Genomic DNA, 25,846 nt, shown 5'->3' on the forward strand with positions numbered 1-25,846 from the left:
CATGAAACCGATCTATTTCCTGATGGCCGCGGCAATCGCGGCGAATTGTGCCTTGGCGGCGGGCATGGCGAGCGCGCAGCAGCCCGCCGATGACGACGCGAACTGGCTCGACGCTCCGCAAACGCCGGGCGACTGGAGCTATCGCGCCATTTCCGGCGGCACGCAGGCGATTTTTGCCGCGGGCACCGCGAACGAGTTCACCATGCAATGCCAGTTGCAGCCGCGCGCGATAGTGCTGGCGCGGCCCGGCCATTCGGATACCGACCTGCTGGTGCGGGTGCGCACCGAAACGCAGGACCGCATCCTGCAGGCGAAGCCCTCGACAGCGGGCGCGCCGCAAGTGACGGTGCAATTGCCGGTAAGGGATTCGCTGCTCGATGCCATGGCGATCACCAAAGGCCGCTTCGCGATCGAAGTCGAAGGGATGGCACCGCTCTATATCCCGGCCTGGGCCGAAGTAACCCGCGTGATCGAGGATTGTAGGTGAAAAAACGGCGCCTCACGGGCGCCACGCAACAGCGCATTATTCTGACGTGGGAAAACTTTTTTACAAGCCTTGTTTTCATGATTCGCATGACTCAAATTGTACCTCGAGGCCAGCGGCGAACGCGGTCCTCGGCCCCCGGTGAAACGGTGCGGGTCTTGGCTCAAAAGCGCGAAAGGAGGTGATCCGATGTCTCATGGTTCAGCAGAGAGGTCGGCAAGTTTCCGCGCGAGGCACTATCGGTAAGCTATTATCGCTAGAGGCTTCGTGAGCGGCACTTCCCGCCGCTGACCATGAAAGGGCGATCCTCCGACGGGCTGGATCGCCCTTTTCATATCTTGCCCTCGTCCATTGCTGGCATTACCCGCGAACTATGGACTTTACGCGCATCCTGCACCCCGCCCCCATGCCCGCCGCCGAGCGCGACGCGGCACTCGCCAATCCCGGCTTCGGCACGCTGTTTTCCGATCACATGGTCACGATCGACTATGACGAGGCGAAAGGCGGCTGGCACAATGCCGTCGTGGGCCCGCGCGGACCGCTCAGCCTCGATCCTTCGGCAGCGGTGCTGCACTATGCGCAGGAAATCTTCGAAGGCCTGAAGGCCTACAAGCAGGTCGATGGATCAACCGCGCTGTTCCGGCCCGATGCCAATGCGCGCCGCTTCAACGCCTCGGCTGACCGGCTCGCCATGCCGCACCTGCCCGAGGAAACCTTCCTCGAATCGATCCGCCAGCTGGTTGCGGCGGACCGCGACTGGTTCCCCAGCGTCGAAGGCGGATCGCTTTACCTGCGCCCCTTCATGATCGCGACCGAGGCATTCCTGGGCGTGCGCCCCGCCAGGCAATACAAGTTCATCGTGATCGCGAGCCCTGCAGGCAGCTATTTCAAGGGCGGCCCCAAGCCGGTCAGCATCTGGATTTCGGACTATACCCGCGCCGCCCCCGGCGGCACGGGTGCGGCCAAGTGCGGCGGCAATTATGCCGCCAGTCTCGTGCCCACAGGCGAAGCATTTGCGAGAGGCCATGACCAGGTGCTGTTCCTCGATGCGGTCGAACGCAAATGGGTCGAGGAACTGGGCGGGATGAACCTGTTCTTCGTGTTCAATGACGGGCGGGTGATCACCCCGCCGCTGACCGGCACGATCCTGCCCGGCATCACGCGCGACAGCCTGATCCAGTTGCTGCGCGAAGAAGGCTTGAGCGTCGAAGAAGGCATGTACTCGATCGACCAGTGGCGCGAGGACGCCGCCAGCGGCAAATTGCTCGAAACGCTTGCCTGCGGCACCGCGGCGGTCGTCACTCCGGTCGGCAAGGTCGCCGGGCCCGATGGCGAGTTCGAGATCGGCAGCGGCGGCCCCGGCCAGATCACGATGAAGATCCGCGAGAAGCTGGTCGGCATCCAGAAGGGCGAGGTTCCGGACACCCATGGCTGGGTGATGAAGTTGGATTGATGGTCAGGCAGAAGGAGCTGCGGAGACCTGTTTCTGATAGGTTGAAGGACGCGTGGCCTCTTACCTTGGCAATGCTTGGACTTGCCTTGCTCGTCGGCTGGTACCTGATCGGAGAGTTCAAGGCCTTTGGGATACCGCCGTCGTACGAACGCGCCGAAATTGTTCAGTTCGGGAGTGATGGCCGAATGGGACCTGCAGTTTGGGTCAAGACAGACGACGGAGCCACTCACAGGCTCAACGTCGCCAGAAGAAACATTTCCGGGTGTCGCCAAGGCGGGCAGATCCTTCTTGAGAGGCGCGGCGACAAGCTCGATATAGCCCATCAAGGTTGCGATCCTGTCGGACGTTCCGAATGACCAACCACTCCATCACCGTCGCCGCGCTCTACCAGTTCACCCGGTTCGACGATCCGGCTGCGCTGCGCGGTCCCCTGCTCGCGCTGTGCGAGGAGGTCGGCATCAAGGGCACGCTGCTGCTCGCCAAAGAGGGCATCAACGGCACAGTCGCGGGCAGCGAGAACGCAATCCAGCAGGTGTTGGCCCACATTCGCACCCTGCCCGGCTGCGCCAATCTCGACGTGAAGTTCTCGCATGCCGCCGACATGCCGTTCCACCGCATGAAAGTTCGGCTGAAGCGCGAAATCGTGACCATGGGCGAGCCCGATATCGATCCCACCTTGAGCGTCGGCCATTATGTCGATCCGCAGGACTGGAACGCGCTGATATCCGACCCCGACACGATCGTGATCGACACCCGCAACGACTATGAGGTCGCTTGCGGCACATTTCGCGGCGCAATCGACCCGCACACCGCCAGCTTCCGCGAATTTCCCGAATGGTTCCGCCAGCACCGTGACGAACTGCTGGAAGGCGGCAAGAAGGTCGCCATGTTCTGCACCGGCGGAATCCGCTGCGAGAAATCGACCAGCTTCCTGCGCGCCGAGGGGATCGACGAAGTCTATCACCTCAAGGGAGGCATTCTCAAATATCTCGAGCAAGTCCCTGAAGAAACCTCGCTTTGGGACGGTGAGTGCTTCGTGTTTGACGAGCGCGTGACGGTGAAACACGGGCTGGAAGTGGGCGCATACGGCCTTTGCCGCGCGTGTCGTCGCCCGGTCTGCGAAGCCGACCAGCAATCGCCGCACTATGTCGAAGGCGTCAGCTGCCCGCACTGCGTGGACGAACGCGACGAGGGACAGCGCGCCCGCTACGCTGAGCGCCAGCGGCAGGAAGAGCTCGCCCGCAAGCGCGGCTTGAGCCATGTCGGGGCCGAGTTCCCGCACGAGGAATGAGCCAGCACCCGGTCCTCTATTCCTTCCGCCGCTGCCCCTATGCGATGCGCGCGCGCATGGCCTTGTGGATCGCGGGCGTTACCGTCGAGCTGCGCGAAGTGAAGCTCTCCAGCAAGCCGCCCGAACTGGTCGAAGCCTCTCTCAAAGCGACCGTGCCGGTGCTGGCTCTGCCAGATGGGACCGTTCTGGACGAAAGCATCGAGATCATGCGCTGGGCATTGGCGCAGAACGATCCCGAAAGCTGGCTGACGGGCGATGATCGAGATACGCTCGCCACGATCGAAGAGCCGTTCAAGCACCACCTCGACCGCTACAAATATCCCACGCGTTACGAAGATTGCGATCCCGCGCCACATCGCGCGGCGGGATATGAAATCCTTCAGGCACTTGATGCCCGGCTGGCCGACCAGCCCCAGCTATGCGGCGATACCCGCACCCTCGCCGATATTGCCAGCTTCCCGTTCGTTCGCCAGTTCGCCAATCACGATCGCGAATGGTTCGACGCGCAGCCGATCCCGCATTTGCGGCGCTGGCTGCAGGGGCACCTCGCCTCCAACCTTTTCGCCAGCGTGATGCCCAAATTCGCGCCATGGAAGGCAGGCGACGAAGAGTTGATCTTCGGTCCTTAGTTGCCGGGACAACGCGCGAGCCGATCGCGCAGCGCGTCGATCAGCCAGCTGGTCGCCGGGCCCGGGCGGGCATCGCGGCGCCAGGTCGCGCTGAGCGTGTAGGATGCGCCCGGTTTCTCGGGCAGATCGAGTTCGACCAACCGGCCCGCCGCAATATCCTCGCGCACAAGATGGCGCGGCATATTGCCCCAGCCGATCCCTTCTTTGAGCAGCGAGTGCTTCGCGCCAAGGTCCGCCAGCCGCCAGGTCTGCGGGCTGAGAACAGAAAATTCGCGCCCTTCGGTCAGCGGCGAGCGATCCGACAGCACCAGTTGCAGGTGATGGCGGGAATCGCCCGGAGCGATGGTGCCTGCTGCCAGCGGATGGTCGGGCGCGGCGACCGGCACCAGCTCGATCTCGCCGATCGCCTGCTGTTCAAGCGCGGGATGCGCGACCACGACCGGTCCCGCCACCGCCAGATGCGCCTCTCCTTCGAGCAGGCAGGCGGTGACCGCGCCCAGCGCCTCGATGTTGAGCCGCAGCGCGACAGTCGGGAACATGCGGCGGAATTCGCGCAGCACCGGCGCAGTGACGTCGCCCGGCACCATTACGTCGAGCACAAGCGAAACGTCGCTCTCCAGCCCGGCGTGCAGGCTGCGCGTCTTGGCCAGCATGGCGTCGGACGCTTCGGCGATCGCGCGCGCCTCCGCCAGCAGCCCCCGCCCCGCTTCGGTCAGCACCGGCTTGCGCGACCCCTCGCGCGCGAACAGCGTGACGCCCAACTGCGCTTCCATCTGCTGGATGCCATAGCTGATCGCCGAAACGGCGCGCCCCATGCGCCGCGCGGCGCCGCCGAAACTGCCTTCCTCCTCCACGCTGAGGAAGATGCGCAACTGGTCGAGGCTCGGCTCTCCAAGTTTCATTGTTCAATTTTTCCGAACATTTCGATGTGTTTTATCGCTGTTTTCAGGAAAGGCAGCAAGAACTATCTCGGCTCCACAACGTTACTCCAACGAGGAGATGTCACATGATCGAACTTCGACCCTATGAAACGCTCGGCGCAGCGAACCACGGCTGGCTCGATGCGCGGCATCACTTTTCCTTCGCCGGCTATCACGATCCCGCGCGGGTCCACTGGGGCGCCCTGCGTGTGTGGAACGATGACAGGATCGCTCCCAAGAGCGGTTTCCCCACTCATCCGCATAACGACATGGAAATCATCACCTACGTCCGCACCGGCGCGATCACCCATCGCGACAGCATGGGCAATGAAGGGCGCACCGAAGCGGGCGACGTGCAGGTGATGAGCGCAGGCCGCGGCGTGCAGCATTCCGAATTCAACCTCGAGGATGAGGAAACCACGCTGTTCCAGATCTGGATCATCCCCGACGAGCGCGGCGGCAATCCCGGCTGGGGCGCACGCAAGTTCCCCAAGGGCGACCGCGCCGGGGCCTTCGTCCCGCTCGCCAGCAGCGCATCGAATGATGACGATGCCGCGGCGGGTGCTCTGCCAATCCGCACCGACGCCCGCGTGCTCGGAGCGACGGTGAAAGCAGGCGAGAGCGTGACCTATGTCCCGCGCGATCCCTCGCGGCACCTTTATCTCGTTCCCGCAACCGGCCGAGTGAAGGTCGAGGATGTCGAAGCCAAGGCGCGCGACGGCATCGCCATCACCCGGCAGGACAGCATTACCATCACCGCGCTCGAAGATACCGAGCTGGTGCTCGTCGACGCGGCCTAACCAACACTACCCCTCGCCGCTCCCCTCCAACCCCTCCCCCCTCGGGAGGGGAGCGGCACCCGATTGCCAAAAAAGGAGACCACCAATGTCCACTATCCTCCACATCACCGCTTCGATCCGCAGCGGAGAATCTCTCTCGCGTGACCTGAGCAGCCGCCTTGTCCGCTCGATTGCCGAGCGCGACGGGGCCGATGTGATCAGCCGCGACCTTTCCGCCAACGATTTGCCTTTCATTTCGGCGGATCGGTTCGGCGCGAACCTGACCCCCGCCGATGCTCGCACCCCCGAACAGCGGGAACTGGCCGAGATCGCAGACACGCTGATCGCCGAATTGCAGGCGGCCGATACGATCGTGATCGGCGTTCCGATCTACAATTTCGGCGCTCCCTCCACCCTCAAGGCATGGGCCGATCTGGTGGCGCGTGCGGGCACGACCTTCCAATACACCCCCAACGGCCCTGAAGGCCTGCTCAAGGGCAAGAAGGCCTATCTCGCCATCGCTTCGGGCGGCACGCCGGTGGGCAGCGATTTCGACTTCATGACGCCGTGGCTGAAGTTCTTCCTCGGCTTCCTCGGCATCGAAGTGGTCGCGCATGTCGCGGCTGACGGAATCATGGGCGAAGGCGGCGAAGAGAAGATCGAAGCGGCCAAGTCACAGGCCTTGAAACTGGCGGCCTGACAGCGCGGCCCAATCGAAAGGAATTTCTGATGGCAAACTCGACTGAAAGCTCGACTACCGCCCAACAGGACTGGATGGCGCTGGTCGCGCGCATTCTGCTGGTGGCGCTGTTCCTGATAACCGGGATTGGAAAGCTGGCCGATCCCACCGGCACGATCGGCTACATTTCCTCGGTCGGCCTGCCTTTGCCAACGCTCGCTTTTGTTGGCGCGGTTGCGGTCGAGGTGCTTGGCGGGCTGGCCGTGCTGGTCGGTTTCAAGACGCGCCTTGCAGCGCTCGCGATTGCGGCGTTCAGCGTGGTCGCCGCAGCTGCCTTCCACAACCAACTGTCCGACCAGATGCAGATGATCATGTTCCTGAAGAACTTTTCGATCGCTGGCGGTTTCCTGTTGCTCGCCGCCTTCGGGCCGGGCCGCTATTCGCTCGACCGCCGGTAAAAGAAGGCAACCGCACACACAGCTTGGCACCGGGAGGTGATCCGCCTCCCGGCGCCTGCGTGTCAGTCGATGCGCGGCTTCAGCCCGTCGTCATGCGGCAGTTGCTCGGCCTTGGCTGCCAGTGCGGCATAGAACTCCGGGCGGCGCGGGTATCTGGCGAACAGCAGCAGTGTAAGCGCCGCGGCCATCCCCGCGCCCACGACCAGGAAAATCGAAGGCAGGCCGCCAAAGCTGTCGACCCGGCTCAACGCGAAGGCGCCAATGCTGATCCCTGAATTGGCAATCGCCATGTAGATGGTGAACTGGGTGGCCGCCACGCGCGGATCGCACAGCCGCATCGAAATCGGCAGGCAGGAAACCGTCAGCAGCATGTCGAGCGAAATCCAGGCGTAGACGAAGGCCATGAAAAGCAGCTCGTTGCTCCATTCGGAGACTGAGAAATACATGGTGGTGCACATCGCCAGCTGGACGATCAGCCAGCCAATCGAGGTGCGCTTTGCCCCATACCTGTCGCCCAGCCAGCCCCCCAGTGTCAGGCACAAAATGCCCGCCACCAGCCCGGCCGCCGCAGTCAGCGAGGAAATCTCGGCTTCGTTCCAGCCGAGGTAATTCGAGCCGATCAGCGGAGTCGCCCCGGTCAGCCCGCCATAGAGCAACCCGCGCCCCATCAGCACCGGCGCCCACAGCACGCTGGGCATCTTGAACAGCGAGCTGAGCGTGCTTTTGAGGATTGGCCACCAGGCGCCAACCTGCATTTCGAGATTGCGCGGGTGCGCCGTGCCTTGCTGCCACGGCAGCTTGCGCTCTCCCTCGCGCTCGTTGAAGGCGAGGATGTAGAGGCACAGCAACAGGATCAGACCCGCCACGATGGCATAGGCCGCCGGCGCGCCATATGCGCCGATCACCGCGCCGGTGAGCGCAGTAGCGACGGCAATGCCGATCGATTGCCCGCCGAACATCATTCCGCTGCCGCGCGCGCGTTCGTCTTCCTCCATGATGTCGACCGCCAGCCCGTCGACCGCCACGTCCTGGAAAGTGGTCGCCATATTGACCACGAAGCCGATCGCACCGAGCACTGCGACGTCGCCAACTTCCGGATTGAGAACGATTGCGGCGCAGAGCGCGGCGATCATCACCGATTGCGCCCCAAGCAGCCAGATCCGCCGCCGCCCCATTGGCAGGAAGGTGTAGCGGTCCATGAAGAAGCCGTTGACGAATTTGAGCGACCAGGGGAGCGCGGTGAGCGCCACCACTGAGCCGACATCCTTCGCCGAAGCGCCATTGGCGGCCATCCATGCGGGTATGGCGAACCAGAACAGCCCTATCGGCAGGCCTTGCCCGACATAGAGAATGAACAGCGTGAACAGGCGCAGCCGCCTGCTTTGCGAGAGGATAAGCCCGTTCTGCGGTGAAATGGTCGCCATCAGTCCCCCTGGCCCGACAGTGTCGGGCATGCGAGCGACCGCTTGCACGCCAAGCTAACGGCTCGCGCCGGAAGCGCAAGACTGCTCCTGTGGAGAGCTAGAAGCGGGCCTTCACCAGCAAAGGCTTGAAAATATTCCGGCTCGGGCGGAGCACGATGATCGCCACGCCGACGATCGCCAGCGCGCATCCGCCGATCAACCGCCAGCCGATTTCATCGTCGGTGATCAGCGCGCCGAACACGATCGTCAGCAGCGGGGTCATCAACGTGAGCGGCACCACGAGGTTGGCGTCGTTCTGTTGCAGCATCCGATAGTAAGCCGTGTGCGCCCCGACCGAGACGACGATGCTGGCAAAGAACAGCGCCCCGGCGAATTCGAGCGGTTGCGCCGCCACTGAAGCGAACTGCCCGCTCTCTGTCGCAAATGACAGGGGCGCCAGCACCACCACCGAAGCAAGGCCGGACCACGCCTGCATTGCGCGCGCATCGATCTCGATCCGCTTGAAGAATACCGAGCCCAGCGCGCCGATCACCGCCGCTGCAAACAGCAGCATTGCCCCCTCGCCGCCGCTTATCCCGGAAGGCGATCCCATCGCGATCAGCACTCCGCCCAGCGTCAGCAATATTCCCAATCCGCGACGCCAGCGCACCCTTTCGCCCAGGAAAATCATCGCGAACACCACCGTCATCGGTGCGCCCGACAGGCTGATGATGCCTGCCACAGAGGGCGAAGCAGTCTCCAGTCCCATGAACAGCAGCGCGAAGGAGCCGCCGCCGATCGCCAGCCCGATCAGCAGCACCTTGCCAAGTTCCTTGGGCAGCGGGCGCAGCAGATAGGCCAGCGCCACCACCACCAGCAACGCTCGGGCGGAAGCGTAGAACAGTGGCGGCACGCCCAGATCGTCAACCACCAGCTTGCTCACCACCACGTTGAGCGACCACACGAGGTTGCACAGCATCAGGACGAGGATCGTGCGCAGGCTCATCGGGCGTACCTAACCATCCGCAGGCGGCAGCGCATCGCGCAGCTCGGCCAGCCAGACATCCGCCACCGCATCCGACGGCGCGCGCCAGTCGCCGCGCGGCGACAGCGCCCCGCCCGCGCTCACCTTGGGCCCATTGGGGATCGCGCTGCGCTTGAACTGGCTGAAGCCGAAGAAGCGCCGCAGGAAATTCTCCAGCCAGTGGCGGATGGTGGCGAGGTCATACTCGTTCTTCTCCGCCTCCGGGAAACCGGCAGGCCACAAGCCGGCGCGCGCATCCCGCCAGGCATGCCATGCGAGGAATGCGATCTTGCTGGGCCGCTGGCCCCAACGAATGGTGTGGTGCAGGAAGAAATCGTTGAGCTCGTAAGGCCCGATGATGCTCTCGGTGCTCTGGATCTCGCCGCTTTCGCCCGGGGGCACGAGTTCGGGCGAAATCTCGGTATCGAGGATCGACAGCAGCACTTCATCGGTCGCGGAATCGAATTGTTCGGTGCTCACCGCCCAGCGGATCAGATACTGGATCAGGGTCTTGGGAACGCCCGAATTCACCGCGTAATGGCTCATCTGGTCGCCCACACCGTAGGTGCACCAGCCGAGCGCGAGTTCGCTGAGGTCGCCGGTGCCGATCACGAAGCCCGAATGATGGCCCGCAAGGCGAAACAGATAGTCGGTGCGCAGCCCTGCCTGCACATTCTCGAAAGTCACGTCATGTACCGGCTCGCCCGCCGCGAAAGGGTGCCTCATGTCTTCGAGCATGCGGGTTGCCGCGGGGCGGATGTCGATCTCTTCTGCGGTAATGCCCAGCGCCTTCATCAGCTTCCACGCGTTCGATTTGGTGTGATCGGACGTGGCAAAGCCGGGCATGGTGTAGCCGCGAATGGTGGTTCGCGGCAGGCCCAGCCGGTCGCAGCATTTCGCCGCCACAATCAGCGCATGGGTCGAATCGAGCCCGCCCGAAACGCCGATTACCATCGATTTGGCATGGGTCGATTCAAGCCGCCGCATCAGCCCGTCGACCTGGATGTTGAAAGCTTCGTAGCAATCCTCGTCCAGCCGGTGCTGGCGATTGGGCACGAAGGGGAAGCGCCGGGTCGGGCGCACCAGCCCGCGATCGCCCCCGGTCGGCGCGAGTTCGAAGGTGACGGTGCGAAAGCTGTCTTCGGGTCGCCCGGCCGCCTCGGCCGCGTCGTTGAAGGTCTGCATCCGCGCGCGCTCGGCCAGGATGCGCTCGCAATCGACATCGGCGATGCACAATTCGGCATGAAGGCTGAAGCGCTCGCTCTCAGCCAGCAAATCGCCCAGTTCGTAGATCATGCCCTGCCCGTCCCACGCGAGGTCGGTGGTGCTCTCCCCATGCCCGCTGGCGCAGTAGAGATAGGCCGCGACTGCGCGCGAACTCTGCGCGCGGGCGAGCAGGTGCCGCTCGTCGGACTTGCCGATAGTGATGTTGCTGGCCGAAAGGTTCGCCAGCACGCTCGCCCCGGCCAGCGCGCCGCGTGTAGAAGGCGGCGTGGGCGACCAGTAATCCTCGCAAATCTCGACGAACAGGCGGAAGCCCGGCAGGTTCTCCGCCGCGAAGACCAGGTCGGTGCCGAAAGGCACACGGCTCCCAGCTACCGCGATTTCCATCCCCCTGATCTCTCGGCCATGCGCGAACCAGCGCTTCTCGTAATATTCGCGATAGTTGGGCAGGAAGCTCTTGGGGATGACGCCGAGCAGCCTGCCGCGCGCCACCACTGCGGCGCAATTGTAGATCCGCCCGTTGTGCCTCAGCGGCGCGCCGACCAGCAGCACCGGATCGAACTTGCCGCTCGCCGCCACGATTTCGCCCAGCCCCGCCTCCACCGCATCGAGCAGGGCCGATTGCAGGTGCAGATCGTCGATCGCGTAGGAGGAAATGCACAGCTCGGGAAAGACCACCAGGTCCACCCCGGCATCATGCGCGCGCTCGGCCTCGGCGAGTATCCCGGCGACGTTATAGGCGACGTCCGCCGTGCGCGATTTCGGCGTGCTGGTCGCTACGCGGACGAAGCCGTGGCGGCGCATGTCGTAAAAGGGATGGGCGCGGCTTTCCTCTTCAATGCTATCCTTATGGGATACTTCGTATCCTGCGGATAAATCCAGCGCGGGCGAAGGCTCCAGCCAGTCGTCAGGCGCGCAAATGCCCAGTTCGGCCAACCGCTTCTGCACCGGCGCGCGAGCGATTTTCCCTTTGGCTTCCCAGCCATAGACGGTGCGGCTGGGCCAGGGATCGCCATAGCGCGCGCCGAACTCCTCCGCTGAAAGCGGCGGTTCGTGCGCTTCGCGCCATTGGCGAATCTTGTGTCCGGCAAGGTGCATATCCCACAAAGTATCCCTTTGGGATACCAATGGCAAGTGCTGCTTGCAGGGGTGAAAGCATTTGCCGCCATCCTAGGTGCAGCCATTCCTTGCGCATGGCGCCGCGATGCGTAACTTCGCATTTCGACGCTCAAACCAGCGACAAGGAACTCGCGCATGGCCGATGCCTACATCCCGCCCAAGGTCTGGACCTATGACAAGGAAAGCGGCGGTCGCTTTGCCAGCATCAACCGCCCGACTGCCGGGGCGCAAGTCGAGAAGGCATTGCCGGTGGGCGAGAACCCCTTCCAGCTCTATTCGCTAGCCACTCCCAATGGGGTCAAGGTCACCGTGATGCTCGAGGAATTGCTCGAGCTGGGCCACAAGGGTGCCGAATACGATGCCTGGCTGGTCAACATCGGCGCCGGCGACCAGTTCACCTCGGGCTTCGTCGGGCTCAATCCCAATTCCAAGATACCCGCGCTTGAGGATCGCAGCGGCGAGGTGCCGTTCCGAGTGTTCGAATCCGGCGCGATCCTGGTCCATCTGGCGGAGAAATTCGGCGAGTTCCTGCCGACCGAGCCCGCCGCGCGCGCCGAAACGATGAGCTGGCTGTTCTGGCAGGTTGCCTCCGCCCCTTTCATCGGTGGCGGCTTCGGCCATTTCTATGCCTATGCGCCGGAGAAGTTCGAATATGCGATCAACCGCTATTCGATGGAAACCAAGCGCATATTCGACGTTGCCGACCAGCGGCTCGCCGCAAGCCGCTTCCTCGCAGGCGACGAATATACCATCGCCGACATCGCCAATTATCCGTGGTTCGCGATCTTCGTGGCGGGCGTGGCCTATAACGACGCCAAGACCTTCCTCTCGATCGACGAATACAAACATGTCGCGCGCTGGGTGCAGGAGATCTCTGCACGCCCGGCGGTGCGCCGCGGGCGGATCGTCAACAAGGCAACGGGTGACGACAACAAGAAGCTGCCCGAGCGCCATTCAGCGGCCGATTTCGAAGGCAAGGATATTTGAGCACTCTTGTGCGTTTGGCTGTCGGGGCGAACATGATAACCCACGCCCTACCAGTCTAGCAGGGAGACGCGATTGGCTCGAACCCCGCCTGAGCGCATCGGACTGAAGGAGAAGCTGGGCTATGGCGTGGGCGACCTCGCCTCGGGCCTCTATCTCAACTTCTTCGGCTTCTTCCTGCTCTATTTCTATGTCGACTTGCATGGCCTCGCACCCGCGGCAATCGGCCTGATGCTGCTGCTGACCAAGCTGGTCGATGCAGTGACGGACCCGATGATGGGGATGATCGCAGACCGCACGCGCAGCCGTTGGGGCAGATACCGCCCCTACCTCCTGTTCGGGGCAGTGCCGTTTGGCCTGTTCGGCGTGCTGGTGTTCGCAGTGCCCGATTTGAGCCAGGGCGGGATGCTGGTCTGGGCCTATGTCACTTACACCATGGCGATGGTGGTCTATACGGTGGCGAACGTGCCCTATGGCGGGCTGCTCGGCGTGATTTCCCCCAGCGCGACGCAACGTGCGAGCGTTACTGCCTGGCGTATGTTCTTTTCAGCCACTGCGGGCATTATGATCGGCGTGCTCGCGACCACGCTGGTGCGCGAGTTGGGCGGCGGCGACGAAGCGCGCGGCATTATGCTGACCATGGCCTGCATCGCGGTGGTCTCGGTCTTCTGCCTGCTGACGACCTTCGCCACTACGAAAGAGCGCATTCCCCCCGCTGCGCAGAATGGATCGATCGGCGGCGACATCAGGGAACTTTTCCGAACGGGCCCATGGATCGCAGTGGCGGTCGCAGCGATCATGGGGGTGATCGCGATCGCTTCGCGCGCGGGCAGCGCGCTGTTCTATTTCAAATATGTCGTGGGGGATGACGGCACGCCGGTGTTCCTCTTCCTCGACCGCGTTGCGCTGTTCTACACTGCATTGGCTTTGGGCCAGGTGAGCGGCGTTATCCTAGGCAACTTCCTCCAGCGACGCTTCGAGAAGGCGCATCTGATCATCGCCGCCGGCGCGCTCAAGGCGAGCGCAATCGTGCTGTTCTACATGTTGCCGCTCGATGCGGTGTGGCCGCAAACCCTCGTGCAATATTTCGTCGGGGTCGGCTTCGGCATACTGATGGTGCTCGCCTTCGCGATGTTCACCGACATTGCCGAATTTGTCGACTGGCGTTCAGGCAAGCAGATGACCGGGCTGGTCGTGTCCGCTTCAATCTTCGCAGTGAAGGCGGGGGTAGCATTGGGCGCGGCCGTTCCCGGCTTCGTGATGGGACTGACAGGCTTTGTCGCGGGCGAGAGCCAGTCCGAGCAGGCGATCACGGGAATCAACCTCGCATTCGCGTTGATTCCTGCCGTTGCGCTGATACCCGGCGGGATTGCAATGATGTTCTACCGGCTCGACCGGCGGCTGATCGCCACTGTGGAAAGCGAGCTTGCGACGCGCCGCGAATTACCCGCCTGAGGGGCCTTCACATTGCTTTCGAAGCCGCTATAGAGCGCCCCTCTGCTGGGGTGTAGCCAAGCGGTAAGGCAGCGGTTTTTGGTACCGCCATGCGCAGGTTCGAATCCTGCCACCCCAGCCAGATCTCTGATCTTGAAGCGCCTACTGCCAATCACCCTCAGGCTCCGGCACCCGCGGCACCAATATCATCGTGGTGCCCTCCACCCGCCATGACGCAAGCCGCGAAAGCAGGTTCATACCCACCACATTGGTATCGCCCAGCGTGGGGGCAATCACCACGTCGAGCCCGCGCGCCGCGACATTGCCGAAGCGGATCTCACCCGCGGTCGCAAGATGCGCGCCGACCGGTCCATTGGCGGTGTTGATGGTGACCGGCAGCCCGCCGCGGCGCGGCTCAAGCCCGGCGCGATCGGCCAGCCCCTTCGACACGGCGGTGAGCGTGGCTCCGGTATCGATCAGGAAATTGGCAGGCACGCCATTGAGCTGTGCCTGCAGCCAGTAATGCCCATCCGGCGCCATCGCGATGCGCGTTTCGCCGCCTTCGACCACCTGTTCGGGCAGGCCAATCTGCGGCACCGCCACTTCGAGCCGCGAATCGAAGCGCGACAGCTGCAGCACCACCAGCACCAGCACACCCGCGAGCACTATTGTGCTGCCCCGGCGCACGAGTTGGCCCAGCGGCAACTGGCGCCGAACCATCAGGCTGCCGATCCAGCTCAGCCCGATTGCCGCGACAACCAGCAGCAGCAGGCCCGAGCGCGGGACCGCAGCGAGCGTCATCGCGAGATATTGCCAGGCGGATTCGATCGTCATTCAGCGGATATAGGAAGCGCGGCCATATTGGTCCATCACGGCGCGCTGCGCGGGAGCGTGGCGTCGGCCAGCAGCAATGCGAAGCGCCCTTCGCTATCCGTCCAGCGGCGGATCGGCGTCCACCCGCCCGCCAGCAGCAGCATGTTGCCCGTGCGCCGGTCGAACTTGTGGCTGTTCTCGGTGTGGATGCTCTCGCCCGCGCGCATCGCGAAACTGCGCCCCGAAACGCTGAAACCAATGTCGCGCATGGCCACAAGATGCATCTCGATCCGCGCGATATCGTCATTCCAGCGCGCTTCGTGCCGCAAGGCGTTGAGCGGGATATCGCCATCGAGTTCGCGGTTGATCCGGCGGACGAGGTTGAAATTGAACTCGGCCGTCACGCCTGCCGCATCGTCATAGGCCGCAACCAGCACGGCCGGAGCCTTGATCTGGTCCATCCCGATCAGCAGCTTGGCGCCCTCGCTCAGTGTTTCGCGCATGGTGCGCAGCAGATCGACCGCCGTGCGCGCGACCATGTTTCCAATGGTCGATCCGGGGAAGAAGCCCAGCTTCGGCAGTTCCGCGACTTCACCCGGCAGTTCCACCCGCCGCATGAAATCCGCCTCCACCGGATAGACCGGCAGGCCCGGGAATTTGGCGGCGAGATCGGCCGCCGAGGCGCGCAGGAAATCGCCGGAAATATCGAGCGGCACATAAGCCGCAGGCGCAATCGCGGAAAGCAGCAGCGGGGTCTTGACCGAACTGCCCGATCCGAATTCCACCACCGCGCGGCCCGGCCCGACCAGCTCGGCAAATTCCTTGCTGCGATCGGTCAGTATCTCGGTCTCGGCCCGGGTCAGGTAATATTCGGGCAGCTGCGTGATCTCCTCGAACAGGCGCGACCCGGCATCGTCATAGAACCAGCGCGCAGGCACCGCCTTCTGCGGCTCCGACAGGCCCTGCAGCACGTCGGCGCGGAACGCGCGGTCGACGCCGTCATCGTCCAGATTGACCAGCGCAATGCCCTTGCACGCGCTCACGCGAGATCCTTCGCCAGCCTCAGGCCGGTGAACTGCCAGCGCTGGTGCGGGTAGAAGAAATTGCGATAGGAAGCGCGCGAATGGCCGCGCACCGTGGCGCAGCTGGCGCCCTTGAGCACGAACTGGCCGCTCATGAACTTGCCATTGTATTCGCCCACCGCGCCTGCGGCCGGCTTGAAGCGCGGATAGGGGAGATAGGCGGAGCGGGTCCACTGCCAGCCATCGCCGAACATGCCTTCGCTGCCGCCGGGCAATACCGGCCCGGCGCGATCGAGCTGGTTGCCGCTTGCGGGATCGCCCAGCTGGCCGATCGCTTCCCATTCGAACTCGGTCGGCAGCCTCAAACCCGCCCAGCTGGCGAAGGCGTCAGCCTCGAAATAGGAGATGTGCGTGACCGGCGCGTTCGGATCGCGCGCCTGCCAGCCCTGATGGGTGAAATACTCCTCATCGCGCCAATAGAGCGGCGCTGCGATCGCTTCGCGCTGGACCCTTGCCCAACCGTCGGACAGCCACAGCGAAGGCGTGCGATAGCCGCCCTCTGCGATGAACTCGCTCCACTCGGCATTGGTGACGAGCCGGTTCGACAGCGCGAAGGGCTCAAGCAGCACACGATGGCGCGGCCCTTCATTGTCGAAAGCGAAACCGAAGCCGTCATGGCCGATCAGTGCGATGCCGCCCGGATGCTCATGCCAGCCCGCCGCGACGCGTTCCTCCGCCGGCTTCGGCGCCCCCTCCCACATGGCGGGGCCAAGCGGATTGCGGAACAGCGCGTGCTTGATATCGGTCAGCAGCAATTCGATGTGCTGCTGCTCATGCGCGATGCCCAGTTCGATGAGCGAGGAAAGCTCCTCACGCCCGAGCAGCGCATCCATCGCAGCCGTTACATGCGCGCGCCAGGCCAACACTTCCTCAAGCGACGGCCGCGACAGCATCCCGCGCGAGAAGCGTGCGATCCGCGCGCCTTCGGCCTCGTAATAGGAATTGAACAGGAAGGGCCAGCGCTCGTCGAACAGGCGATATCCCGCTGCATGATCGCGCAACAGGAACGTCTCCCAGAACCATGTGGTATGCGCCAGATGCCACTTGGCAGGCGATGCGTCTTCCATCGACTGGATCGTCGCGTCGGCATCGCTGAGCGGCGCAACAAGGGCTTCCATCAGCGCGCGCGTCGCGCGGAAGCGATCCGCCAGCGGCGCATTCGCTTCGACCTGTGAACGGGCGAAGGGTTCGGGCACGGACATCTCCTGCGGCAACCGATCCATAGTCAGGATCATGCCCCATAGAGCTTGCAAATGAAAGACATGCCGCGCTGCGCCATGCAGTGCGGATTGCGCGTCAGGCCGCCATCCGCACGGTGTTCCTGCCTTGATCCTTGGCCTGGTAGAGCGCCTGGTCCGCCCGGGCGAACAGCCCCAACCCGCTGTCGTCGTCGCGCATGGTGGCAAGTCCCACGCTCACCGTCACCGGCGGCGCCCCGATCCCCGCGCCGCGTTCAGCCACGGCCTGCCGCAATCGTTCGGCCAGCGCGCGCGCGACGGTCACATCCGCTTCGCGTGCGATCCACACGAATTCCTCACCGCCGATGCGCCCTGCGACATCGCCCGCACGCGCCTGCTGGCGCAGTATCTGCCCGATGCTCCGCAGCACATCGTCACCCGCGGGGTGCCCGTGCGTGTCATTGACCTGCTTGAAATAGTCGATGTCGAGCATGATCACCGCCAGCGGCGCGCCGCTCTGGCGCGAACTGACGATCAGCCGATCGAGCTCCGCCATCACCCTTCGGCGATTGGCAAGGCCTGTAAGCGGGTCCGTATTGGCCAGCTCGCGCGCCTTGCGGGCTTCGCGCAGAGCGATGTCGCGCGACTGGGCAAGGCCTTTCTCGCGCCGGGACTGTTCAGTGATGTCAGTCACTACGCCCAGCACGCGCCGCGAACACTTGGCACTCGCGCCCAAATGCTGCGCGCGGATCGCCAGTACGCGCATCGATCCGTCGAGCCGCATGATCGCGAACCGCAGGGAGAACGGCTTCTCCTCCGCCTGCCGGGCCATCACCAGCGAAACGAGGTCGACGCCGTTCGCCGCCAGCAGCGTTTCGGCATCGCCGGGAAGGAATATCTCGTCCTGCCCCAGCCCAAAGATGTCCCGAAGCCCGGGCGACCATTCGTGCCGCCCTTCATCCAGGAAATACTGCCACAGGCCGATCGCGGCGATCTCCTCAGCCGATGCGGCAAGGCGTTTCGCTTCGTCCAACAGCCCATTGATCCGTTCCGCATCGCTGGACGCGGCTAAACTCTCACGCTTCAGCCGTGAACAGCGCGCCCACAGCCAGCCGCATAGCAACAGCATGGCGCCATCCAGCCCTGCCAGGGCCAGCAAGGCCTCGCTCGATTCTCCCAAAAACCGCACCCTCTGGCGCCTCCTCGCTAACGAGAAGGCTAACTAGAGCGTCGAGGCTCAAGAAAGGCGCGCGCCTGCCTCCGCAATAGCGCGTAGGTCAGTGAAAGATTTCCGGCAGCGCCGAGCGTGGTTCAGGCGGCGTCCGCCTGCCGCTCGCCCACCTGCTGGTTGAGCATTTCGGCGAGCAGGAAAGCCAGTTCCAGCGATTGCGCCGCATTGAGCCGCGGATCGCAATGCGTGTGATAGCGATCGCCCAGCGCATCGTCGGTGATCGCCACCGCACCGCCCACGCATTCGGTCACGTCCTGCCCGGTCATCTCGATATGGATGCCGCCCGGATGGGTGCCTTCGGCGCGGTGAACCGCGAAGAAGCCCTTCACTTCGGAAAGGATGCGATCGAACGGGCGCGTCTTGTAGCCGCTGTCGGACTTGATGACGTTGCCGTGCATCGGGTCGCAGCTCCACACTACCGGATGGCCTTCGCGCTTCACGGCACGCACCAGCCGCGGCAGGCCTTCCTCGACCTTGTCGTGGCCGAAGCGGCTGATCAGGGTGATCCGCCCGGCTTCGCGCGCGGGGTTGAGAGTGTCGAGCAGGCGCAACAGCGCATCCGATTCAAGGCTGGGCCCGCACTTCATGCCGATCGGATTGCCGACGCCGCGCAGGAACTCGACATGCGCCGATCCCTCGAAGCGGGTGCGGTCGCCGATCCAGAGCATGTGTGCCGAACAATCGTACCAGTCGCCAGTCAGCGAATCGCGCCGGGTCAGGGCCTGCTCGTATGGCAGCAACAGCGCTTCGTGGCTGGTGTAGAAGCTGGTGCCCTGCAATTGCGGCACGGTCGCCGGATCGATCCCGCAGGCTTCCATGAAGTCGAGCGCTTCGCCGATCCGGTCGGCGACGTCACTGAAGCGGTCGGCCCACGGCGTGCGGCCCATGAAATCGAGCGTCCATTGGTGCACCTGGCGCAGGTTTGCGTAACCGCCGCCGGCAAAGGCGCGCAGCAAATTGAGCGTGGCCGCAGCCTGCGAATAGGCCTTCACCATGCGCGCAGGATCGTTGCGGCGCGCTTCGGGATCGAACTCGATGCCGTTGATATTGTCGCCAAGATAGCTCGGCAGGGTCACGTCGCCCTGCGTTTCCGTGGGCGAACTGCGCGGCTTGGCGAACTGCCCCGCCATGCGCCCCACCTTCACCACGGGGCGCTTGCTGGCGAATGTCATCACCACCGCCATCTGCAGCAGCACGCGGAAGGTGTCGCGAATATTGTTCGGATGGAACTCGGCGAAGCTTTCGGCGCAGTCGCCGCCTTGCAGCAGGAAGCCGTGGCCCTGCGCCACATCGGCCAGCTCCGCCTTCAGCGCGCGCGCTTCACCCGCGAAGACGAGCGGCGGATAGGTCGCGAGCGTGGCTTCCGCCGCGGCCAGTTCGGCTGCATCTTCATATTGCGGCAAGTGCCGCGCTTCATGGGCCTTCCAGCCCTCGGGTATCCAGTTCTGCGCCACGTTCACTGTCTCTGTAAGGTCAATCGAGCAGGCGCGGTTACACGCGCCGTCTCAGAAATGCAAAGTCGAAGAGCCCAAATCGATAACAAAATTTCGCGTGGATACCCAAGCTCGACTTGTCAGCGCCCCGAGACGGCGGGCACCTGCAGGTGCTTCGCCTCGGCACGCTCGTTGTCGTTTGCTGCCCGCGCCAGCTCCTGCCCTTCGGGAATGACCGCCAGTCGCCAGCCCGTCCGTCCGCCGAAATAGCGCCGCGCAAGCAGCTGCATGATCTCGCCCCGCGTCGCCGAATGGTCGGCCACAAGGCTGCGGATCAGCTCGACCCGGCCCGGATCGCTGGTCGCGCCTTCAAGCTGGAGCAGGATGAACATGTTGCTGGTCATCGCGCGGTTGTAGAGCTGGCCCAGCGGTTGCGCGGCGCGCTGCATTTCGTCTTCGCTGGGCGGGTTTTCGACCAAATCCTGCGCGATCCGGTCGGCCTCGGCGAAGAATACCGGCACGTCCTTGGGCCGCAGTTGCGCAAGCGCGCGGATCGTGCCGCCGCCGGAAAGGTCGGTGGGCCAGTCGGAGATCGCCGCCGGGGCATAGCTCGCACCCAGCCGCTCGCGCAGCGCATCCATCAGCCGGTTGTTGAACAGATCGACCAGGATCGACAGCTGGCGGGATTCGCGCAGGCGCGCAGTGCCGCCGCCGCTGGGCCAGGCGATCACCGCTGCGGCCTGGTCGGCATCGCCGCGGTGCTTCAGCACCACCGGCGCGTCATTGTCGGCTTCAGGGAATGCGGGCACGCGCGCCGCGACCTCGGGGCTGAGCGGCACTCGCGACGGCAAGGCGCCGAAGGTGCGGCGCAAGGTTTCGACCACAGCCTCGCGGTCGAACTCGCCGATCACGAGCACTTCGAGCGGGCCTTCGGCCATGCGCGCTTCCCAGAACTCGCGGAAACCCTCTGGCGAGGTTCCCTTCATCATCGCGGGATCGGGCGTGACGAAGCGCGCATCCTTGTCGCGCACGAGATATTCGAGATCGCGCGCCAGCACCCCGGCGGGGCTGGTCGCGTAGGAAGTGTAGCCGATTTCCGCCGCCGCCTTGGCGCGCAGCACCGGGTTGCGGTCCCAGCGCGGCATGCCGAGCTTGGCGGCGAAGAGGTAAAGCTGGTCGGCGACGTCGGCCGAGCGAGTCTGTGCGCCGAAGCTGAACACGGCATCGCCGATTTCAAAATCGAACGCCATCTTGCGGCCGGTCACGAGCCGGTCGAGATCGTCCTCGTCGAGCTCTCCGATGCCCGAAGATACCAGCGCCATTTCGCCCAGCGTGGCATAGGGCGCGGTTGCCTCGGTGAAGCTGCGATAGCCGCCGCCGAACCGGACCTTGACCGAGACGCGGCCCGGCTCGTCATTGTTCGACCACACGATCGCTTTCACTCCATTGGCGAAATCGACCTGCTCGATATCGAGCAGGCCCAGCGGCTTGCGTTCGACGAACTCACCCGGCTTGCCGACCGGTGGCAGCTTGTCGAACGAGATGGTGCGATTGGCCAGCCGCGAGGCGCCATCGGGGTCGGCGTCCCGCGCCAGCGCCAGCCGCAGCTGCGCCGCACTCGCTTCGTCGCCCTGCGGAGTGACGTAGATGCCGCGCACCACATCGCCTTCGAACAGCTTGCGCGTATGCTCGAACACATTGGCAGGGTTGAACCGCGCCCGCATCCCGCGGAAGATCGCCAGCGCGGTTTCGGGCGACGCGACCGTTTCGCGGATATCGAGCGCGCGCACGATATTGTCGGCCAGCTTGGCCCCGGCGAGCACTTTGCGCTGTTCGACCTCACTCGCGAAGGCGGTGTCGAACTGCGCCACTTCGCGGTCGATCTCTTCCTGCGTGGGCGGGTGCGACAGCGCATCGGCAATCACGCCGCGCACGTCGGCCAGCGCCGCCTGCCAATCGCCGTCGAGCGGCGCGAAGCTGACGAAAGTGGCGTCGGCGGAGCGCGAGATGTCGTCCTGCTGGACTTCTGCGTAGAGGTAGCTGCCGCCGCTGCGCGCGCGCGATTCCAGCCTGCGGTTGATGATCGCCTGCGACACCGCATCGAGCATCAGCCCTTCATTATAGACCACCGTGTCCTGCACCTGACGCCATGGCCGCATGACGGCATAGGTCATGTTGCGCGGCATGTCGGCTTCCACAGCCACCGCCACTTCGCCGATCGGATTGCTTCCGTCCGCACCGGGAGGCGCCAGAGGATCGCCGAAATCGGGCGCGGGCACTGCCGGGCCTTGCCCGTGCCAATCGCCGAAATAACGTTCGATCAATCGGGCGAACTGGACCGGGTCGACATCGCCCACAACCACGATCACGGTGTTCTCCGGACGGTACCACCGCTGGTGGAATGCCTCTAGGCTGGCCTGGTCGGTCGCGCGCAATGTCGCTTCAGTCCCGATCGGGCGGCGATTGGCGAGCCGTTGCCCGGCGAACAGCGTCGCCAGCGTCTGCTCGCTCACGCGCTGCCCCGCCCCGCTCTGCTCGCGCATTTCGGCGAGCACGATCGGCACTTCGGCGGCGATATTGGCCTTGTTCAGCACTGGCTCGCGCACCATGCCTGACAGCAGCTTGAAGCTCTCTTCCAGCCCATCGGGCGTGATCGCTGGCAAGTCGATCTTGTAGACGGTGTGGGTCGGCGTCGTTTCGGCATTGGTGTCATGCCCCAGCGTCGCGCCGAGGCGCTGCCAGGTCGGGATCGCTTCGCCCGAACCGAGATATTTGCTCTCGCGGAACAGCATATGCTCAAGCAGGTGGGCATAGCCCTGTTCCTTGTCGGTCTCGTGCAGCGAACCCGCGTCGATCCGGATCCGGATCGAAACCTGCCCCGGCGGCACGCCATTCTCGCGCACGGCATAGCGCAGCCCGTTCTTCATTTCGCCGAACAGCCACTCGCGATCGACCGGTATGTCGCTGCCCTGATAGAGCCACGGCACCTCGTCGCCGCTTTGCAGCGAAGCTGGCGGCGCCTGCGGAGCGGGCGCAGCGGCGGGCGCCTCTTGCGCAGCAAGCGGAAGCGGGGCGGCCAGCGGGGAAACCAGTAGGGCGAACGCGCCGATGGCGCGGAACAACGCAGTCATGGGCGCGACTATAAGGGTTCAACAGGTGAAGGGATAGTGAATGGAGCGCGGCTTTGCCCGCTTGCCGCGGGGCTGCACCGCACCTACATGGGCGGCATGTTCATCGAGACCGAAACCACGCCGAACCCCGCCAGCCTGAAGTTCCTGCCCGGGCGGCAGGTGATGGCCAGCGGGACACGCGAATTCGCCACGCCCGAAGCCGCAGAAGCCAGCCCGCTGGCGCAAGCCATCTTCGATACCGGCGAAGTCACCAATGTGTTCTTCGGCAGTGATTTCATCAGCGTGACGGCGGCACCCGGCACCAGCTGGACAGCGCTCAAGCCGCAGGTGGTGGCAATCCTGCTCGACCATTTCGTTTCCGAAGCCCCGCTTTTCGCAGGCGGCGATGCCTCGGGGATCAGCGTTCCGCCCGAAGCCGAGGAAGTGCTGCTGGTCGAGGAAGACCCGGCCGATGCCGATATCGTCGCGCAGATCAACGAGCTGCTCGAAACCCGCGTCCGCCCTGCAGTTGCGGGCGACGGCGGCGACATCGCCTATCGCGGCTTCAAGGACGGAGTCGTCTACCTCACGCTGCAGGGCGCCTGTTCGGGCTGCCCGTCCAGCACCGCCACGCTCAAGCACGGGATCGAGGGGCTGCTCAAGCACTACGTGCCCGAAGTAATCGAAGTTCGCGCCGCCTGAAGCGCGCCTACCGGGGGGCTAGCAATGACCAAGCAATTCCACGACCATGTGCTGTCGAGCGACGCTCTCGACCAGCTATTCAACGAAGCGCGCACCTATAATGGCTGGCTCGACAAGCCGGTGAGCGACGCGCAGCTCCACGCGATCTACGATTTGATGAAGATGGCACCGACATCGGCCAACATGCAGCCGGCGCGTATCGTGTGGGCCAAGTCGCATGCCGCCAAGCAGAAGCTGGCCGATTGCGCGTCCGAAGGGAACAAGGCCAAGATCCTGGCCGCGCCCGTCACGGCGATCTTGGCCTATGACATCGACTTCCATGAACAACTGCCCTGGCTGTTTCCGCACACCGATGCAAAGAGCTGGTTCGAAGGCAATGAGGAAGGCCGCAAGGAAGGCGCTTTCCGCAATTCCTCGCTTCAGGGCGCCTATCTGATTCTGGCCGCGCGCGCGCTCGGGCTCGACTGCGGGCCGATGTCGGGCTTCAGCCCTGACGCGGTCAACGCCGCCTTCTTCGGCGACGAACCGCGCCACCGGGTGAACTTCATCTGCTCGATCGGCTATGGCGACCCTGCCAGCATTTTCGACCGCAGCCCGCGGCCTGCATTCGACAAGTTCAACCGCATACTGTGATTTCACACGCTTGAACCGCGCGCAGGCTTGAGGCATCGCGCGGGGATGCGCACGCTAGCGATAGAGACCGCCACTGAAGCCTGTTCCGTCGCTCTGTTCGATGGGGCGGAGCTTGTCGCCCGCGACCACCGCGTGCTCGGGCGCGGCCATGCCGAACAGCTCGTGCCGATGATCGCCGCCCTGCCAGGCAAGGGACAGGCCGGGCGCATTCTCGTGTCGCGCGGCCCGGGCAGCTTCACAGGGGTGCGGATCGGGATAGCGACTGCGCGGGCACTGGGCTTCGCCTGGAAAGCCGAAGTGCTGGGCTATCCCACGCTGGCGCTCGTGGCCGCAATGGCGCGCGCAGACCATCCGGGCCAGCCTGTTACCGTCTGCATGAACGGCGGGCACGGCGAATGGTTCGTGCAGGGCTTCGACGAGGCCGGACCGCAAGGGGATGTGCTCTCGCTTGCGCCGGGTGGAGCCGCCGCCTCATGCCGCTCCAAGCTCGTCGCCGGCAATCGCGCAAAGGAACTGGCCGAGCTTTTGGGCGGCGGAGCGACCGCGCTCGACATATTGCCGAATGCAAGCGCGGTCCGGCTCCTGCCCCAAAGCACCCTCGGTCACGACCTCACTCCGATCTACGGGCGCGGCCCCGATGCCAAGCTGCCCGGCGAGGCCAAGGCGCGATGAGCGGCCCGGCCTGCCCCGCCCTTTGCCCGGTCGACCAGATCATGGAGATCATGCAGGCGGCCTTCGATCCGGCATGGGGCGAGGCCTGGAACCGCCGACAGATCGAAGACTCGCTGGCCATGCCCAATGTCTTCGCGCTGCTTGTCGACTCGACCGGAAGTCTGGTTAACGCCGAGGCCGAAATGTCCGGATCGGCGGCCGGATTCGTGCTCACGCGGCATGCACCGGGCGAAGAAGAATTGCTGCTGATTGCGGTGCGGCCGGAGTTCCGGCGGCAGGGCATCGGCGAAGCGTTGATCCGCCTGCTGGCGCAGGACGCACGGGACCGGGGCGTAGAGCGCATCTTTCTGGAAATGCGCGAAAATAATCCGGCATCCGCTCTCTATCGCAAGGTCGGATTCGAGCCGATCGGACGGCGCAAGGCCTATTACTTGTTCGCTGATGGCACGCGCATGGATGCGATTACTTTCGGCCTCTCGATTTGATCGTCACAATTACTAGTTAAGGTAAATTTATCCACCTTCTCTGGTTGCAAATTCATAGGTTCGGGTTCATGTATTTTTGATCGGAGGAAAAATCCGAGCAAAAAAATGAAATACGAGGAACTCTATGGATACGACTGATGCAGAAATGAAGGAGACGCTGATCACGCTCACCTCCGATATTGTTGCGGCCCATGTCAGCAACAATAACGTGGGCGTTGAAGACGTGCCGTCCCTGATCACCAATGTATTCGCAGCGCTATCGTCGCTCGGCGGCGGCATGCCAGCACAGGAAGAGCGGCCCGAGCCTGCTGTTTCGGTGCGTTCGTCGGTGAAGAAGGATCACATCGTCTGCCTCGACTGCGGCAAGAAGATGAAGATGCTCAAGCGCCACCTGTCGACCGAACACGGCATGACGCCGGAACAGTACAAGGCACGCTGGGAGTTGGGGCCGGATTATCCGCTCGTTGCTCCCGACTATGCCGACACTCGGCGCAAGCTGGCCAAGCAGATCGGGCTCGGCAAGATGCCGGGCCAGAAGCGCGGGCGGCGCAAGAAAGCCGCCTGATCCGGCTTGTCTGCAGCTTGAGGTGAGCGCCATGTGCCGATACAGGGTATCGGGTCACTGA

The 25,846-nt window shown here is 64.2% G+C and carries 24 protein-coding genes and 1 tRNA gene; 15 read left to right on the forward strand and 10 right to left on the reverse strand.

What is annotated here, in order from left to right; genetic code table 11:
• The first annotated feature begins 1 nt into the window (after nucleotide 1).
• The 4 genes from ACUJ47_RS05455 to ACUJ47_RS05470 all read left to right on the forward strand — a co-directional run bounded on the left by ACUJ47_RS05455 (nucleotide 2) and on the right by ACUJ47_RS05470 (nucleotide 3,857).
• The gene (locus tag ACUJ47_RS05455) at nucleotides 2-487 is read left to right on the forward strand and encodes a hypothetical protein (protein ID WP_445537412.1); all 486 of its coding nucleotides are present in this window, start codon (nucleotides 2-4) and stop codon (nucleotides 485-487) included.
• Nucleotides 488-857: 370 nt separating this feature from the next.
• On the forward strand, nucleotides 858-1,937 hold the full coding sequence (locus ACUJ47_RS05460) for a branched-chain amino acid aminotransferase (RefSeq protein ID WP_445537413.1): 1,080 nt from the start codon (nucleotides 858-860) through the stop codon (nucleotides 1,935-1,937).
• 352 nt (nucleotides 1,938-2,289) lie between these two features.
• Nucleotides 2,290-3,228, forward strand: coding sequence for an oxygen-dependent tRNA uridine(34) hydroxylase TrhO (trhO, locus tag ACUJ47_RS05465; protein ID WP_445537414.1), 939 nt, complete (start codon nucleotides 2,290-2,292; stop codon nucleotides 3,226-3,228).
• Nucleotides 3,225-3,857, forward strand: a complete 633-nt coding sequence (locus ACUJ47_RS05470) for a glutathione S-transferase (RefSeq protein WP_445537415.1) — start codon at nucleotides 3,225-3,227, stop codon at nucleotides 3,855-3,857. The genes trhO and ACUJ47_RS05470 overlap by 4 nt, the downstream gene beginning before the upstream one ends.
• On the opposite strand, the gene ACUJ47_RS05475 is transcribed toward ACUJ47_RS05470, so the two are convergent.
• A complete protein-coding gene (locus ACUJ47_RS05475) occupies nucleotides 3,854-4,759 on the reverse strand; it encodes a LysR family transcriptional regulator (protein WP_445537416.1) in 906 nt (301 codons plus the stop codon). The two genes, ACUJ47_RS05470 and ACUJ47_RS05475, sit on opposite strands and share 4 nt — an antisense overlap.
• A gap of 104 nt (nucleotides 4,760-4,863) precedes the next feature.
• On the opposite strand from ACUJ47_RS05475, the gene ACUJ47_RS05480 reads away from it, so the two are divergent.
• The 3 genes from ACUJ47_RS05480 to ACUJ47_RS05490 all read left to right on the forward strand — a co-directional run bounded on the left by ACUJ47_RS05480 (nucleotide 4,864) and on the right by ACUJ47_RS05490 (nucleotide 6,693).
• Nucleotides 4,864-5,577: a pirin family protein gene (locus tag ACUJ47_RS05480; RefSeq protein WP_445537417.1), complete on the forward strand. Its 714-nt coding sequence runs from the start codon at nucleotides 4,864-4,866 to the stop codon at nucleotides 5,575-5,577.
• 85 nt (nucleotides 5,578-5,662) lie between these two features.
• Nucleotides 5,663-6,256, forward strand: coding sequence for an FMN-dependent NADH-azoreductase (locus tag ACUJ47_RS05485; RefSeq protein WP_445537418.1), 594 nt, complete (start codon nucleotides 5,663-5,665; stop codon nucleotides 6,254-6,256).
• Between the two features lie 29 nt (nucleotides 6,257-6,285).
• Nucleotides 6,286-6,693: a DoxX family protein gene (locus tag ACUJ47_RS05490; RefSeq protein ID WP_445537419.1), complete on the forward strand. Its 408-nt coding sequence runs from the start codon at nucleotides 6,286-6,288 to the stop codon at nucleotides 6,691-6,693.
• A gap of 62 nt (nucleotides 6,694-6,755) precedes the next feature.
• On the opposite strand, the gene ACUJ47_RS05495 is transcribed toward ACUJ47_RS05490, so the two are convergent.
• The 3 genes from ACUJ47_RS05495 to ACUJ47_RS05505 form a co-directional block, all read right to left on the reverse strand.
• The gene (locus tag ACUJ47_RS05495) at nucleotides 6,756-8,117 is read right to left on the reverse strand and encodes an MFS transporter (RefSeq protein ID WP_445537420.1); all 1,362 of its coding nucleotides are present in this window, start codon (nucleotides 8,115-8,117) and stop codon (nucleotides 6,756-6,758) included.
• Between the two features lie 97 nt (nucleotides 8,118-8,214).
• Nucleotides 8,215-9,102, reverse strand: coding sequence for a DMT family transporter (locus ACUJ47_RS05500; RefSeq protein ID WP_445537421.1), 888 nt, complete (start codon nucleotides 9,100-9,102; stop codon nucleotides 8,215-8,217).
• A gap of 9 nt (nucleotides 9,103-9,111) precedes the next feature.
• On the reverse strand, nucleotides 9,112-11,442 hold the full coding sequence (locus ACUJ47_RS05505) for an NAD(+) synthase (RefSeq protein WP_445537422.1): 2,331 nt from the start codon (nucleotides 11,440-11,442) through the stop codon (nucleotides 9,112-9,114).
• A gap of 156 nt (nucleotides 11,443-11,598) precedes the next feature.
• Between ACUJ47_RS05505 and yghU the strand changes: the two genes are divergently transcribed.
• The 3 genes from yghU (at nucleotide 11,599) to ACUJ47_RS05520 (ending at nucleotide 14,023) form a co-directional block, all read left to right on the forward strand.
• Nucleotides 11,599-12,450: a glutathione-dependent disulfide-bond oxidoreductase gene (gene yghU / locus ACUJ47_RS05510; RefSeq protein WP_445537423.1), complete on the forward strand. Its 852-nt coding sequence runs from the start codon at nucleotides 11,599-11,601 to the stop codon at nucleotides 12,448-12,450.
• Between the two features lie 72 nt (nucleotides 12,451-12,522).
• Nucleotides 12,523-13,902 (forward strand): MFS transporter, encoded by a 1,380-nt coding sequence (locus tag ACUJ47_RS05515; RefSeq protein WP_445537424.1) that lies wholly within the window; start codon nucleotides 12,523-12,525, stop codon nucleotides 13,900-13,902.
• A 46-nt stretch (nucleotides 13,903-13,948) separates the two neighbouring features.
• A tRNA-Gln gene (locus ACUJ47_RS05520) sits at nucleotides 13,949-14,023 on the forward strand.
• Nucleotides 14,024-14,043: 20 nt separating this feature from the next.
• Here ACUJ47_RS05520 and ACUJ47_RS05525 read toward each other — a convergent pair.
• From ACUJ47_RS05525 to ACUJ47_RS05550, 6 genes are all read right to left on the reverse strand, one after another.
• Complete coding sequence (locus tag ACUJ47_RS05525) at nucleotides 14,044-14,715, reverse strand: retropepsin-like aspartic protease family protein (RefSeq protein ID WP_354144343.1); 672 nt, start codon at nucleotides 14,713-14,715, stop codon at nucleotides 14,044-14,046.
• A 35-nt stretch (nucleotides 14,716-14,750) separates the two neighbouring features.
• Entirely contained in the window at nucleotides 14,751-15,737 is a 987-nt protein-coding gene (egtD, locus tag ACUJ47_RS05530; protein ID WP_445537425.1) for an L-histidine N(alpha)-methyltransferase, read from the reverse strand.
• Nucleotides 15,734-16,978, reverse strand: a complete 1,245-nt coding sequence (gene egtB / locus ACUJ47_RS05535) for an ergothioneine biosynthesis protein EgtB (RefSeq protein ID WP_445538864.1) — start codon at nucleotides 16,976-16,978, stop codon at nucleotides 15,734-15,736. Before egtB ends, egtD begins: the two co-directional genes overlap by 4 nt.
• Nucleotides 16,979-17,072: 94 nt before the next feature.
• Nucleotides 17,073-18,143, reverse strand: a complete 1,071-nt coding sequence (locus ACUJ47_RS05540) for a diguanylate cyclase (protein ID WP_445537426.1) — start codon at nucleotides 18,141-18,143, stop codon at nucleotides 17,073-17,075.
• Between the two features lie 122 nt (nucleotides 18,144-18,265).
• Nucleotides 18,266-19,639: a class II 3-deoxy-7-phosphoheptulonate synthase gene (locus ACUJ47_RS05545; protein ID WP_445537427.1), complete on the reverse strand. Its 1,374-nt coding sequence runs from the start codon at nucleotides 19,637-19,639 to the stop codon at nucleotides 18,266-18,268.
• A gap of 119 nt (nucleotides 19,640-19,758) precedes the next feature.
• Nucleotides 19,759-22,749, reverse strand: coding sequence for a M16 family metallopeptidase (locus ACUJ47_RS05550; protein ID WP_445537428.1), 2,991 nt, complete (start codon nucleotides 22,747-22,749; stop codon nucleotides 19,759-19,761).
• 96 nt (nucleotides 22,750-22,845) lie between these two features.
• Between ACUJ47_RS05550 and ACUJ47_RS05555 the strand changes: the two genes are divergently transcribed.
• From ACUJ47_RS05555 to ACUJ47_RS05575, 5 genes are all read left to right on the forward strand, one after another.
• Nucleotides 22,846-23,430: a NifU family protein gene (locus ACUJ47_RS05555; protein WP_445537429.1), complete on the forward strand. Its 585-nt coding sequence runs from the start codon at nucleotides 22,846-22,848 to the stop codon at nucleotides 23,428-23,430.
• 24 nt (nucleotides 23,431-23,454) lie between these two features.
• Nucleotides 23,455-24,063, forward strand: coding sequence for a malonic semialdehyde reductase (locus tag ACUJ47_RS05560; protein WP_445537430.1), 609 nt, complete (start codon nucleotides 23,455-23,457; stop codon nucleotides 24,061-24,063).
• A gap of 45 nt (nucleotides 24,064-24,108) precedes the next feature.
• Nucleotides 24,109-24,735 carry a tRNA (adenosine(37)-N6)-threonylcarbamoyltransferase complex dimerization subunit type 1 TsaB gene (gene tsaB / locus ACUJ47_RS05565; protein ID WP_445537431.1) on the forward strand — a complete coding sequence of 209 codons (627 nt, stop codon included), beginning with the start codon at nucleotides 24,109-24,111 and terminating at the stop codon, nucleotides 24,733-24,735.
• Nucleotides 24,732-25,220 (forward strand): GNAT family N-acetyltransferase, encoded by a 489-nt coding sequence (locus ACUJ47_RS05570; RefSeq protein ID WP_445537432.1) that lies wholly within the window; start codon nucleotides 24,732-24,734, stop codon nucleotides 25,218-25,220. Before tsaB ends, ACUJ47_RS05570 begins: the two co-directional genes overlap by 4 nt.
• A gap of 124 nt (nucleotides 25,221-25,344) precedes the next feature.
• On the forward strand, nucleotides 25,345-25,785 hold the full coding sequence (locus ACUJ47_RS05575) for a MucR family transcriptional regulator (protein ID WP_445537433.1): 441 nt from the start codon (nucleotides 25,345-25,347) through the stop codon (nucleotides 25,783-25,785).
• Nucleotides 25,786-25,846: the final 61 nt, after the last annotated feature.

It is taken from the genome of Altererythrobacter sp. Z27, assembly GCF_052683155.1.